The organism is uncultured Algibacter sp. (genome assembly GCF_947487605.1).
Lineage (GTDB): Bacteria > Bacteroidota > Bacteroidia > Flavobacteriales > Flavobacteriaceae > Algibacter_D.
On the sequence record NZ_CANKXK010000010.1, the window covers coordinates 138,818 to 152,796 of the forward strand.

The following is a 13,979-nucleotide window of genomic DNA, read 5'->3' on the forward strand; positions in this document are numbered from 1 at the left end:
AAATCAATCATCAAATAAATTATGAAAATTGTAAACAGGATACCAATAATCATTTTAAGTGCCTTTTTGCTTATAGCTTGTGCGAAAACAGAGGATGAAAAACCAAAAAAGCCTAACATCGTATTTATCATAGCAGACGATTTAGGCTATACAGATATCGGCGCTTTTGGAAGCAGTTTTTACGATACACCCAACATAGATAAATTAACCAATGATGGTGTAAAATATACCAGTGGTTATGCCAATTGCCCTGTGTGTTCACCATCAAGAGCAAGTTTTCAAACAGGGAAATATCCTGTAGCTACTGGGGTAACTGATTGGATAAAGGGAAGAAAAGCATTCCAAGGGACTACAGTAAATGATAGATGGATAGTACCCGATACTGAATTTGAATTAAAACTCACCGAAAAAACCATTGCAGAAGCTTTAAAAACAAAAGGGTATAAAACCATTTTTGCAGGAAAGTGGCATTTGGGAGATGAAGAAGAATATTGGCCAGAAAACCACGGGTATGATTTGAATATTGGTGGTTGGGCTATGGGACGACCAAATTCTGGAAAGGGCATTAAGGGGTATTTCTCACCTTACGGAAACCCAAGATTAACCGATGGTCCTGAAGGCGAATATTTACCAGATAGATTGACTGACGAAGCTATTTCTGCTTTTAAAGCCAATAAAGGAGAGCAACCTGTATTTTTATGTTTGTCTTATTATTTGGTTCACGGCCCTTTTCAAGCCAAAGAAGCAGATATTAATATTTATAAAGAAAAACGTAAAAAAGAAGGCATTAAAAAAGAAGATGAATTTTTACCAGCACAACCTTGGATGCAAACGGCTACAGGAAATAACCCAAAACGTTTTAGAGAACGTATAAAACAAGGGCACCCTAAGTTTGCAGCGATGATAAAATCGTTGGATGATAATGTTGGAAAGTTGATAAACTATTTAAAAGAAACCAATCAATATGATAATACGCTGATTGTGTTTGTATCAGACAACGGAGGGCTAACAACTGCAGAAGGGTCGCCAACTTCAAACTTGCCATTTGCAAAAGGAAAAGGTTGGATGAATGAAGGCGGAATTCGTGTGCCTTTCACCATAAAACCACCAAATTCTAAAAACGGAACTGTAACGGATATGCCCGTTTCTGGTGTTGATATTTATCCAACAGTATTGGCTTATTCAGGAGAAGATAAAATGGATAAAACGATTGACGGGATCAATTTAAAACCTTTTATAGAAGGCGCTAAAGCAGATGAAAATCGTGCAATTTATTGGCATTATCCACATTATGGAAATCAAGGCGGAAACCCTGCAAGTGCTATTCGTTTAGGAGATTATAAACTGATTCACGATTTAGAAACGGGTGCGTTTCAACTCTACAATTTAAAAATAGATTTAGGTGAAAACAATGATATTGCAGTATCAGAACCAGAAATGACAGAGAAATTAAAAAAAATGTTATTAACTTGGGTATCTGAAAATTATGACCGTAAGTTGGAGGAGAATCCAAACTGGAATAAAAAGGATGTTATTGTTAATTAAATATTAAAGACCTTTCAGGCAAAAGGTCTTGAGAAAAAATCAAGCGTAAATATAGTTTATCAATCAAATTAAATACTATCAAATGAATGTAATATTTAAAACAAAAAGAAATCAAATTAGTTTTCTTAGTATGCTTATTTTTACTTTGTTTTTAGCAACATCTTGTAAAAATACAGCCGAGGAAAAACCGTCAAATACCTCAAAACAACCCAATGTCATTGTCATTCTTATTGACGATGCAGGGTATGCCGATTTTGGTTTTATGGGGTGTAAAGATTTGGAAACCCCTAATATTGATAAGCTTGCTCAAAGTGGAGTAGTGCTAACAGATGCGCATGTAAGTGCTACGGTTTGTGCACCTTCACGTGCAGGTTTAATAACAGGGAAATACCAACAACGTTTTGGTTTTGAAGCCAATGGTACAGGGTATGGGAATTCGGGAGATATTGGTCTTTCTGATGATGTGGTAACTATGGCAGACGTATTTAAGGCGAATGGTTACAAAACCATGGCATTAGGAAAATGGCATTTAGGAGCAGATAAAACGGATCATCCAAACCAAAGAGGATTTGATGAGTTTTATGGTTTTGAAACTGGAAGTCGTTCATATTTTTCGCTTAAAAATCCTTCAAAATATACCATGCTACAGCACAATGGAGAACGTGTAAAATTTACAGGTTATATGACAGATGTTTTGGGAGATCAATCTGTAAAATACATTGAAGAGAATAAAGATCAACCGTTTTTTATGTATTTAGCATACAATGCCGTACATACACCTATGCACGCTAAAAAAGAACATTTAGAAAAGTATAAAAATCATCCACGACAAAAATTGGCAGCTATGACTTGGTCTTTGGATGAAAATGTTGGAAAACTACAGCAAAAATTAAAAGACTTAGGTTTAGCAGAAAATACACTAATTTATTTTTTAAGTGATAATGGAGGTGCAGCAAATAATAGTTCTAGTGGAGGTCCTTTAAAAGGATGGAAAGGGAATAAATTTGAAGGCGGACATCGTGTGCCATTTGTTGTAAGTTGGCCAAAAGCCATTAAAGGCGGACAAACATTTGAAGGCTTATCATCATCCTTAGATATTTTTACCACTTCTTTAGCAGCTGCAAATATTACCAAAGCAGATGATTTGGTTTTGGATGGTGCTAATTTATTACCCTATTTAAAAGGAGAAAAAACAGGAAACCCACACAATAAATTGTTTTGGAGGAAGTTAGAAGAAGCTGGGGCTAGAATTGGAAATTATAAAATGGTGCGTTTGCAGGATTATGGCGCAACATTGTACAATTTAAAAGAAGATTTAGGAGAAACAACTAATTTGGAGACCACCCATTCTAAAGAATTTCAACAATTACAAGGCGAATTGAGAAATTGGGAATCACAAATGATGGATCCCTTATGGGTAGAAGAACGTTCGTGGATGGATGTAACGCATCATATTCACAAGCGTTTGATGCAAAATAAAGAAGTATTGTACTCCGATCCAGGAAAGATGAAAGAAGTTTTGTCGAATAAAAAGTAAAGAACAGTTATGTATAAGCAATTATTACAAGTATTGATATTTTCTTTTTTTTTTATTTCTTGTAAATCAGAAGTAAGAAAAGAGAGCAATCAAATTATAAATAGTAAAAAACCAAATATTGTTATCATTTATGCTGACGATTTAGGGTTTGGAGATATTGGCGTTAATGGAGCCATTGGTGTAGCTACTCCCAATATAGATAAATTGGCTAAGAATGGGATTAATTTCACTGATTCACATTGCTCTGCAGCAACCTGCACACCTTCCAGATATTCGTTGTTAACAGGAAGCTATGCGTTTAGAAATGATGCTCAAATATTGGCAGGAGATGCACCTTTATTAATTGATGTGAATACGCCAACATTGCCAAAAATGCTTCAAAAAAATGGCTACAAAACAGCCGTAGTTGGGAAATGGCATTTAGGGTTAGGAAATGGAACTGTAGATTGGAATAAAGAAATTTCACCAGGACCAAAACAAGTGGGCTTTGATTATAGCTTTTTAATTCCTGCAACTGGAGATAGAGTACCTACAGTTTATGTAGAAAATCAAAACGTTGTAAAACTTAACATAGAAGATCCATTGCGTGTTAGTTACACAGAAAAAATTGGAGATGTACCTACAGGTTACGAAAACCCAGAATTTCGAAAACAAAAAGCAGACCCGCAACATAATAAAACCATTATAAACGGCATTAGTCGAATAGGGCATATGTCTGGTGGAAAAAGTGCTTGGTGGGTAGATGAAGAGTTTCCAGATAAATTAGTAGAAAAATCAAAAGCATTTATCAATACCAATAAAAACCAACCTTTTTTTCTATACTTAGCCTACCATGATATTCATGTACCTCGTTCGCCAAATAAACGTTTTTTAGGAAAAAGTGATATGGGATTAAGAGGAGATGCCATTGCACAGATGGATTGGTGCACAGGTGAGGTGGTAAATTATTTAGAAGAATTGGGGTTGGATAAAAATACAATCGTAGTATTTACAAGTGATAACGGTCCTGTGTTAAATGATGGGTACGAAGATGAAGCTGTAGAAAAGTTAGGAGCACACAAACCAGCTGGAGTGTATAGAGGAGGGAAATATAGTGCTTTTGAAGCAGGAACAAGAATGCCAACCATTGTGTATTGGCCTGAAACTATAAAAAGTAAAACGTCTAATGCATTGTGGTCTCAGGTAGATTTGTATGCTTCATTTGCAGATTTAATAGACCATAAATTAGATAGTATTGAAGCTCCAGATAGTTTTAATATGTTGGATGTTATCACAGGTAATTCTGCAGAAGGAAGAGATGAAATGTTAGAAGAATCTTTTACGTTTTCTTTAAGAAAAGGGGAATGGAAATACATACAACCTTTAGTCACCAATAAAAAGAAATCTTTAGAATCTGGTATTGGTTGGATTAAAAAGAAAGGCATTGAACCTGGAGGTAGCTTACAACCACAGTTGTATAATTTAAAGGAAGATGTAAGTGAAACAACAAATGTAGCTTTAGAAAATGAAAAATTGGTAGAAGACATGCAATCTAAAATTGAAATGATTAAGAAGAAAGGGACTAGGTTTTAATGACGCGCCTATCAGTGTTTATAGGCAAAAAAGATAGTTTGCTTTCTAATCATTTTATCGCTTTCATTATTTTTGCTATAACCTTTGCGTCTTACGCAACAAAAGACAAACCAAAAATTATTGATAAAAATGGCGATGTTTTTGATGATGATTATAAAATGTATGCGTTCGATAGACTTTTAAAGGGGATTATTGAGAATAATAAATAGAGGTGAATTTACTAAATTATAAAACTGAGTAATAGTATTAAATAAAATGATAAAACAACAAAAAATGCAATTATAATGTCATTTAGTTACAAGAACATATTTTTATTGTTTTTCTTTTTAACTACCACGCTTTATTCTCAAATAGATATAAGCGTTGAGACTGCCTTAACAAAAGAGTTAGAGGAATTGTCAAGTGATAATATTACAGATGTAGTCTATTTGCAAACCGATAAAGATGTCTATTTTACTGATGAAAACGTTTGGTTTAAAGGTTCTGTATTAGATGATAAAATGCTTATCCCGTCTAATAAAAGCAGTATATTGTTTGTGCAACTTATAGAAGAGAAAAATAACAAACCCGTTTGGGAGGAGAAATATGAAATAGAAAATGGTTTTGTAGATGGACATTTGTTTTTAAGTGATACGTTGTCTATTGGAAACTACAGTTTAACAGCCTATAGTTCGCATTCGTTTTTTAAAAATCAAAAAGATTTTTATGCCCTTAAAAAGATAAAAATTATTGATAAGGAAACGAAAACAGTAAACGCAATAAAACAAGATAGTATTATTCATTTCGTCACTTTCCCAGAAGGAGGTCATTTGGTATCAGGAATCGAAAGTCGTTTGCGTTTAAAGCGTTTAATGAAAAAGGCTATCCTGTAAAAATAGTAGGTACTTTGTATGAAGATGATAAAGCTACGCTAGATTTTACCAGCGCTCACGCAGGTATGGGGAGTTTTTTATTTACTCCCAATATTTATAAAAACTATAAAATAAAATTAAAAAACAGGGAAGCGCATACAGAATATGCCTTACCTGAAATACATTCTAGTGGAAAAGTATTTCAGCTTTTAGAAACAAATTCAGACTATGTTGTTTTTAAAATCAACCAGAGTAAAGAGTTTGAAGAAGAAAAAGTTCATTTAAGATTACAAATAAAAGGGGATGGTTATTTGGTTAGTGGGCGTATAAAAGACGAACTACAATTAAAAATCCCAATAAAAGATTTACCACAAGGCATTGCAGAAGTCACCTTGTTTGATGAAAATTTAACACCAATTGCAGAGCGTTTGGTATATGTAAATGCTCATAAAAAGATTCATATTAAAGCAAATTTAGATAAAAGTGAGTATCATACTAAAGACAAAGTACAGTTGCATATTAAAGCAACCGATGAAAATGGTGTGCCTGTAGTTTCTCATTTAGGCTTACGTATTTTTGGTCATTTGTATAAAAATAATGAAGACTCAAAAACCATAGAAAGTCATTATCATTTAACAAGTCAGTTAAAAGGAAGGCTTTACAACCCATCGTATTATTTTGATGAAAAAAATGCGAATAGACAAGAGGCGTTAAATTTATTATTACTTACCCAAGGTTGGCGGGCATACAAATGGACGGAGAGTAATTTAAGAGAATCTCAAAACCTAAAACTAGTAGTTTTTGATTCTTATAGAGGGGTGTTAAAACCTAAAAACAGAAAAATAAAAAAAGCACATTCTATGGCAAAACTATTTTCTTTTGAATTTACAGAAAAAAAAACCAAAACTAAAGAATATGGTTTGATGATGACAGATTCATTGGGGAGGTTTACAATTGCATCGGATTATTTAAAGCTAGTGGAGCGTGATTATTTGTATATCTCACCTTTTACAGATAAAAAGAAATTCATGATGAAAATAAGAGAAGATTATTTCAACGGCATCAATAAAAAACGTACAGATTTAATAAATTATTACCCTATAAAAAAATACAGTAAACCAGTAAAACAACGGAAACCTTTTGTTTTTAAAGCAAAATATATTTTAGATGAGGTTACTGTAAAAACCAAAAAAGGAAGGAGTAAATATTCTAAAGTATTAAGAAGTTTTTTGCCAGAGGATGACTTTGTGGATCGAATTAGGGATTGCCAATTTACATTAAGGCAAGGAGATATATACATCATTGAATTAGATGATGGTACGTTCAAAAGAGCTAAGTATTATAAAAAATATAGAGGTAATGATATAGAAAAGCTTTTAAAAGAACTCAATTGGTCAAGAATAAAAGGCTATTACGGTAAAAAAGAATTTTATAAACCTGTTTATGATAAAAATACAGAAGATGCTTCTTTTCTTGACACTCGTACAAGTTTATTTTGGAAACCAGATATTATAACCAATGCGCAAGGAGAAGCCACTATTACTTTTTATTGTTCAGATATTAACAGTCTATATTTTGGAGAAATAGAAGGTGTTAGTGGTAAAGGGCTTTTAGGGAGTGATAAGTTTAAATTTTCAGTAGTAAAATAAACAACTTCTTAAAAAAACAACCAAAAACTATAGATAAACATACTTCTAAATCTTGTAAAGAAACTAGTACTAAATAAATGTAAAAAACACATGAAAAAACTAACACTCCTCTTACTCCTCTTTACCACAACAAGCTTTTCTCAAATTTTAGAGCCCGTAAAATGGGATACTGCTGTAGAAAAAATTTCAGAAGAAGAGTACAACATTATTTTCACAGCTATTATTGATGATAATTGGCATTTATATTCTCAAAATGTTCCAGAAAATGGACCTTTACCTACTGTTTTTGTATTTAATGAGAATCCAAATTATAAGCTCGTTGGTAAACCTTCAGAAGAAAAAGGAAAAACCGTTTACGAAGCCGTTTTTGAGATGGATGTTACCTATTTTGAAAACAAAGCCGTTTTTAAACAAGCTATAAAGCGTAACATAAAAGAACCATTTACCCTAACGGGAGAAATAGAATTTATGGCTTGTGATAGTCAAAGATGCACGCAAGGATACGATGATTTTGAAATCGAAATATAAAACAAATAACTCATGAGTATTCTCAATTATAAACTAAATTGTCAGTTCGAGTGATTTTCAACAGAAAATCGTATCGAGAACAGGTTTTGAAATGGAAAATTGGATTCTCGATACTAATTTCACTCATAAAAATGAGTAAAATTCACTTAAATTGACAAATTTTCCTCAAAATGTACAACGGGTTATGTTATAATAGTTATACAACAAAGAGTGACGGATGTGACACAACGGGTTTGTTTTTTTTTTTAGTTTTAGCTAAAAAACTAGGTTGTTACAATAGATATAGAAATTACGTTAACTATTTATTGAGGAATACAGTATTTGGTTTAAAGTAAAAGGACGCATCACCTTTTAAGCGTAAAATGTGCTTTAAAAGTACGTGTAGAGTTGTCTCTTGGTTCAATATAGGTAATTGTAAACCAATAATCTTCAGAAGGTAAAGGCGTGCCATTAAATGTGCCGTCCCAACCTTTACTGTTTGGATTTAATTGTTTAATGAGTTTTCCGTATCTGTTGAAGATACGTATTTCTGCGTAAGGTTGATTAGCTACACCAATTATATTCCAATAATCATGAATGCCATCACCATTAGGGGTAAAGTATTGCGGATAGTCAATAACAGTAACCAAGACCTCAGAATACCCACAACCATTTTTATCTCGAGCTTTAATAAGATGATCGCCAAAGGTTACCTTACTAAAAAGGCCAGAATCTTGCCATATACCATCATCGATACTAAATTGAAAGTCGGCAATACCTAGTCCAATAGCTTCTGCTTCAATACTATTTTCTTCTATAAAAGCAAACGACTTTACTTTCGCCAATATTTCGGGTGGTGAGCTTAATTCAACTGACGTATTATCATAACTTATACAACCCGTTATTTTGTGGGTTGCTTCAACCGCGTAGTTACCATCTTCTTCGGGAAAAATAAATCCGTCTGTGTCATCATTTAAAACCACATTATTAAGACGCCAAACAAAGTTGTATTCTGATGCAGGTAAGCCAGTATCTATTAACGGTGGTGTTATAATCGTTTCAGTGCCGTTGGTGTTAGCACAAAGCATGTATTGGTTTTCTAATTTTATTTCGGCAGGAAGTAGCACTTTAAGCTTAAATACACCTATATCGAAACAGCTCACTAGGTTGGTGGTTGTGTTTTCAATACGTGCGTAAATAACCTCTTCGTAAGCCTTACTATTTGTATATGCTAATGGGAGTTTATTAATAACATTTTCGGTTTCGGCATCCGCCAAAGTAGAGTAGTATGACACCGAAAAGTGGTTTGGATCTAGTCCATTTAAAAGCATATTATCCATATAGCTTAAATCAAAGCTGGTAATGCCATCAACATCACCATCAGTATCATCACAAAGTGTATAATCCTCAATATTTAAAGGGATATTTGGCGACGTATAAAAGTTAGTTGTAAACTCATATTTTTCTATTAAAACATGGTTAATATCAAAAACATCAACTTTAAAGGTGTTGGAGTCTGTTGTGTTGTATGTATTTGTTGTAACGTTTTTAATTTCAGTAAAAGTATGAGTGCCACTGCCATCATCTTCGTACCATTTGTAAGTAACCCCAAGAGGTGTTGTGGCATCTAAATTTATAGCATCGCCTTCACAACCATGTGCTTCAATTTTTATGGGGTCTTTAACCAAAACACAATTGGTTGTTGCGTTACCAAGTGTTTGGGTAACTTTTATATACCCTGGTTGGCGTCCAAAATTGGTAATCATTAATAAATAATATTCGCCTGCCTGTGTATTGGCAATGTCAATGTACTCTACAAAATCGGTAGCCCAACTACAATCAATAATTTTTGAAGCATCCAAGCTTGCGGTACATGGTGTTCTGGGGTCACTAAAAGGGCCGTAAATAATAAAATCTACATCTAAATTTGGAGATCCGCCTTGTGTGGTGCTTTGCTCTATTTTAAGCTGAATATCTCCATCCTTTGCAATTTGAAGGTAAAACCAGGATGGGTTTAAAGATACACCTAAGCAGCCATAATTTGGACCCTGTTCTAATCGAAACGTACCTGAAACATTCCTATAGGTAAAAGCACTTGATCCACATAAAGGTTCGGCATTTATACATGTTAAAGCCGATCCCGATTGCCCAAAACTTGTGTAAGAGGAAATTATAAAAATAAGTACTATTTTAAAAAGCTTTATCACGAATTTTAGAAAGTGTTGTATGTATTTTAACGAGTTAAAAATGCGTATTTAGGAATTGCTAAATCTATAAAATATATGTTAATTTATTTTCGGTACTGTAATAAAACGATATAATTTTCACTTAGTCGATAACCGAGAACGTTACCGATTAATAAATTGATTTCGGTAACGTTCTCGAAAAGGGTTTTTGTTGTCTCAGGTATAACCATGAAGAATGTTAACTAATTTTAACAACTAGAAATATACATGTTACTTCCCATCTCTCGTATACTTATCCTAACTATAATTAACTAATCTAAAACTAATTAAGTATGAAAAAATTATTACTCAGTATCGCATTTTTATTTGCGATAAGTATTGGGACTTCTGCCCAAACGAATGTGGCTTTAGGAAAAACAGTTACCATTGTTCCTACAACTGCTAACCCTACAGTTTTTATGCATTCAACTACAGACCCACAAGGTATAACAAATGGAAGTACTGGTGATACCAATGCCGATAGATGGCTTTATAATTTTGGAGCTTATCCAATTAGCGAATCGGATCCTATTGCATTTGAAGTGGATTTTGGAGCTCCTACTGAGATAGATTCTTATAGGTTGACAGAGAAGCAAGATGCATCGTCTTATACTTTTGAAACATGGAATGGTGCAAGTTGGGATATTCAAAATACTGTTGTAGGTAGCGCTGGCGGCGCTAATGCTATAAGTACTGGCTGTTTTATGGCAGTTACAACTACTAAGGTAAGAGTCGTAATAACGAGTAACCCTGATACCAATAATGGGGGATCTAATAAGTTTATCAGAGTACACGAGCTTGAAGTTTTTGCGCCATTTGCTGAAGATGTGAATATCATTTCTACTTCAATTGGTGTTCTTGGTGCTTCCGATATTACTGCTATACCAGGAGGAACATCTGCTAACGATTTAATTGCTGCTTTAACTCTAAATATAGGGGTTACTGCAACTGTTTTAAATGATGCCGACGATTCTGAAGTGTTAGGAGGCACTCCAGTAGCAAACGATATGTTTATAAGAGTAAGCGCATGTAATGAAACGCCAAAGGATTATGACATTGTGGTAAGTACGAGCGCTACTAACGTTGCCTTGGGAAAAACTGTTACCATTATTCCCACTACAGCTAACCCAGGAGTTTTAGCCCACTCCACTACCAAACCATCAAGTATAACAGATGGTGTTAGGCAAGGTAGTGGTGATGATAGATGGTTATATAATTTTGGAGCTAATGCCATAAGTGCATTAGACCCTATTATTTTTGAAGTTGATTTGGTTACCCCTACAGAAATAGACTCTTATACGTTGTTTGAAAGACAAGATGGGTCTGAATATACATTTGAGACTTTAGCTGGCGATGGTGTAACTTGGGTACAGCAAGCTAGTTTTTCTGGTACATTTAATGTAGCCGATGTAAGGACTTCTGCCTGTTTTGATCCAGTAACCACAACTAAGGTAAGAGTTGTTATAACAGGCAACCCTGACGATAATGGTGGAAGTGGTACTAATAGGTTTATAAGAGTACACGAGCTTGAGCTCTATGCGCCATTTACTGAAGACGTCGGTATAATTTCTACTTCATTAGGGATATTGGGTGCTACAGATATTACTGATATACCAAGTGGTACAACGGCTGTCCAGTTAATAGCAGCTTTAGAGTTGGAGTTAGGTAACACTGCAGTTGTGTTAAATGATGCTGATGATTCTTTAGCTGTAGGAGGAGATCCAGTAACAAACGATATGTTTGTTAGAGTAAGTGCATGTAATGAAACGCCTAAAGATTATGATATAGCATTGAGTTCAATTTATAATGTAGCAGAGGGTTCTGCAGTTACAATAGTAGGAAGTAATTCTTATACGCATCATCTAACTAATATTCCAGCAAATGCTGTCGATGGAGATAGTAGTAGTTCAACTCGTTGGTTGTATAGATTTGATGATGTGACTAACGGTGATGGTTTACCTGTTGAGTTTGTTATGGATTTAGGTGCTGATTTTGATATTGAATCGTACGCTTTGTATGAGCCAGCTGGTGACCAAACTACCGATTATACATTTCAATATTTAAGCGGAGATGGGGTAACATGGATGGATTTAATAATGGTAACTGGGAATACGGATGCTACTTCTTCAGGGGCATTTACTTCTGGAACTGTAACAACAAACAAAGTTAAAGTCATATTTATTTCAAGTGCCGATACTCAATTTATTAGATTGCATGAGGTTCAAGTGTTTGGTGCTCCTGCAAAAACTACTGGAGTAGACGATTTAGCAAATTCTAAATTCTCGGTATTTCCTAACCCTGTAAGAAACATTTTGAATGTAGCTACTTCTAATAGTGCTGTTGCAAAAATTGAGGTCTATTCTATTTTAGGTAAAAAAGTATTAGAAATAAAAAATAGCGATGCTATTAATGTGTCTGCTTTGGCAAGAGGTGTTTATATCTCAAAAATATATGGAAACAATAATAGTGTTTCTACTAAAAGGTTTGTTAAGCAATAACTTTTTTATTGTAGCAGTTAAAAGTTCGATGAACTAATAGGATAAAAAAAGAGCTTTTAATAGAAATATTAAGAGCTCTTTTTTAATTAATTAACCTTTACAAGTATGACATTTTTTCTACATTAAAATTTTGATGGTCAATATTTTAATATATAGAATTCATGTTAAATAATATTAATTCTAATTTATGCAGCAGATATATAAGTTTATAAAAGCAGTTAAACTGGAATTGTTTTTATTTGTATTTTATACGGCTATTTTTAGTGTTATAATTTGGTTAATTTCTTAATGCAAAAAAAATCAAATATTTCTCAAAGAAGATGCTCTAATATTAAGCTGTCCATTTAGGGTAATAGTTTGCGGTGTGTAGTTATTCTCGTTTTCAATTTGGTGTATTATTAATTTAGCCACTTCAATGCCTATCTCGCAAGTTGGTTGTATTACAGATGTTAATGGTGGTTCCATAATAGGGGCTATTTTAGATTCGGTAAACCCAACAAAGGCAATATCTTTAGGAATTTTATAACCATGTGTTTTAAAAACGGTCATAGCACCTATAGCGACATCATCATTAATAGCAAATATACCGTCTGGTATTTGATTGTTTTTAATCATTAATTCTGCCACTCTTTTACCATCATTTATGGTAAATCCCGTTGAAATAATTTGGTTTTGGTTTAAAGAAAGTTTGTGTTTTTTCATGGCATCTTTATAACCTCTTGATCTTTCTGATGATATGGTTTGCGATGCAGATATACCTTTTAAATGTACAATGTTTTTACAGCCTTGTTGTATTAAATGCTCGGTAGCAAAGAAAGCCCATTTGTAATCGTTAAATATAACTTTGGTAGCGTTTAATTTTTCTGGAACCCTATTAAAAAATACTATTGGAAGCCCTTGCTGTATTAATTCTTTATAATATAATGTATTGTCTGTTTCTCGTGTTAAAGACATGATAATGCCATCAACCATGCTATTTTCTAGGTTTTTAACATTAAGAAGTTCTGTTTCGTAAGATTCGTTAGACTGTGTAATTAAAAGTTGATACCCTTTTTTAGCTAAGACTTCTTGAACACCAATAGACACTTGCGAAAAAAAAGGATTTACAAATTCAGGTACAACTAAACCTATATTGTATGAACGTCTTTCAATTAATTTTTTAGCAATAGGGTTTGGTTTATACCCCATTTTTTTAGCAGTATGTAAAATTAATTCCTTCGTTTCCTTTTTTATATCGCTCTTATTATTAAAAGCCCGTGAAACTGTAGAGACCGAAACATTTAATTGTCGTGCAATATCTTTAATAGTTATATGATACATAGTTTAGTTAATTTGAGAGAGAGAAGATGCTTACTCTAAATATAGTAAATTTTAGTTTTGCTATAGTGCTTAAGTACAGTCATAAAAAAATGGTGTAAGATTCTAACAGAATATTGGTTTAATAAGTATGTTTATATATTTTCTGACATATTTTATATTTAACGGTTTCAAAATAAATTATTTTATAAATAGTTTTGAATAATATTGCTATAATAGCAATGTAAAATTAAATTTATAAACTGTTGAAACATAGTGTTTTCTATTGAGGTTAAGTT

The 13,979-nt window shown here is 33.3% G+C and carries 10 protein-coding genes; 8 read left to right on the forward strand and 2 right to left on the reverse strand.

What is annotated here, in order from left to right; all coding sequences use genetic code 11:
* The first annotated feature begins 21 nt into the window (after positions 1-21).
* The 7 genes from Q0739_RS12120 to Q0739_RS12150 all read left to right on the forward strand — a co-directional run bounded on the left by Q0739_RS12120 (position 22) and on the right by Q0739_RS12150 (position 7,682).
* Entirely contained in the window at positions 22-1,545 is a 1,524-nt protein-coding gene (locus Q0739_RS12120; RefSeq protein WP_298239004.1) for a sulfatase, read from the forward strand.
* A gap of 82 nt (positions 1,546-1,627) precedes the next feature.
* Positions 1,628-3,082: a sulfatase-like hydrolase/transferase gene (locus Q0739_RS12125; RefSeq protein WP_298239005.1), complete on the forward strand. Its 1,455-nt coding sequence runs from the start codon at positions 1,628-1,630 to the stop codon at positions 3,080-3,082.
* 9 nt (positions 3,083-3,091) lie between these two features.
* The gene (locus tag Q0739_RS12130) at positions 3,092-4,654 is read left to right on the forward strand and encodes an arylsulfatase (protein ID WP_298239006.1); all 1,563 of its coding nucleotides are present in this window, start codon (positions 3,092-3,094) and stop codon (positions 4,652-4,654) included.
* Positions 4,654-4,863 (forward strand): hypothetical protein, encoded by a 210-nt coding sequence (locus Q0739_RS12135; RefSeq protein ID WP_298239007.1) that lies wholly within the window; start codon positions 4,654-4,656, stop codon positions 4,861-4,863. The genes Q0739_RS12130 and Q0739_RS12135 overlap by 1 nt, the downstream gene beginning before the upstream one ends.
* A gap of 75 nt (positions 4,864-4,938) precedes the next feature.
* Entirely contained in the window at positions 4,939-5,526 is a 588-nt protein-coding gene (locus Q0739_RS12140; protein WP_298239008.1) for a hypothetical protein, read from the forward strand.
* A 14-nt stretch (positions 5,527-5,540) separates the two neighbouring features.
* The gene (locus tag Q0739_RS12145; RefSeq protein ID WP_298239009.1) at positions 5,541-7,154 is read left to right on the forward strand and encodes a hypothetical protein; all 1,614 of its coding nucleotides are present in this window, start codon (positions 5,541-5,543) and stop codon (positions 7,152-7,154) included.
* Positions 7,155-7,244: 90 nt separating this feature from the next.
* Positions 7,245-7,682: a protein-disulfide reductase DsbD domain-containing protein gene (locus Q0739_RS12150; RefSeq protein WP_298239010.1), complete on the forward strand. Its 438-nt coding sequence runs from the start codon at positions 7,245-7,247 to the stop codon at positions 7,680-7,682.
* Positions 7,683-8,026: 344 nt separating this feature from the next.
* On the opposite strand, the gene Q0739_RS12155 is transcribed toward Q0739_RS12150, so the two are convergent.
* Positions 8,027-9,868 carry a T9SS type B sorting domain-containing protein gene (locus Q0739_RS12155; protein ID WP_298239011.1) on the reverse strand — a complete coding sequence of 614 codons (1,842 nt, stop codon included), beginning with the start codon at positions 9,866-9,868 and terminating at the stop codon, positions 8,027-8,029.
* 311 nt (positions 9,869-10,179) lie between these two features.
* Here Q0739_RS12155 and Q0739_RS12160 point away from each other — a divergent pair, with 311 nt between their 5' ends.
* Entirely contained in the window at positions 10,180-12,384 is a 2,205-nt protein-coding gene (locus Q0739_RS12160; RefSeq protein ID WP_298239012.1) for a T9SS type A sorting domain-containing protein, read from the forward strand.
* A 300-nt stretch (positions 12,385-12,684) separates the two neighbouring features.
* Here Q0739_RS12160 and Q0739_RS12165 read toward each other — a convergent pair whose 3' ends face one another.
* The gene (locus Q0739_RS12165) at positions 12,685-13,704 is read right to left on the reverse strand and encodes a LacI family DNA-binding transcriptional regulator (RefSeq protein WP_298239013.1); all 1,020 of its coding nucleotides are present in this window, start codon (positions 13,702-13,704) and stop codon (positions 12,685-12,687) included.
* Positions 13,705-13,979: the final 275 nt, after the last annotated feature.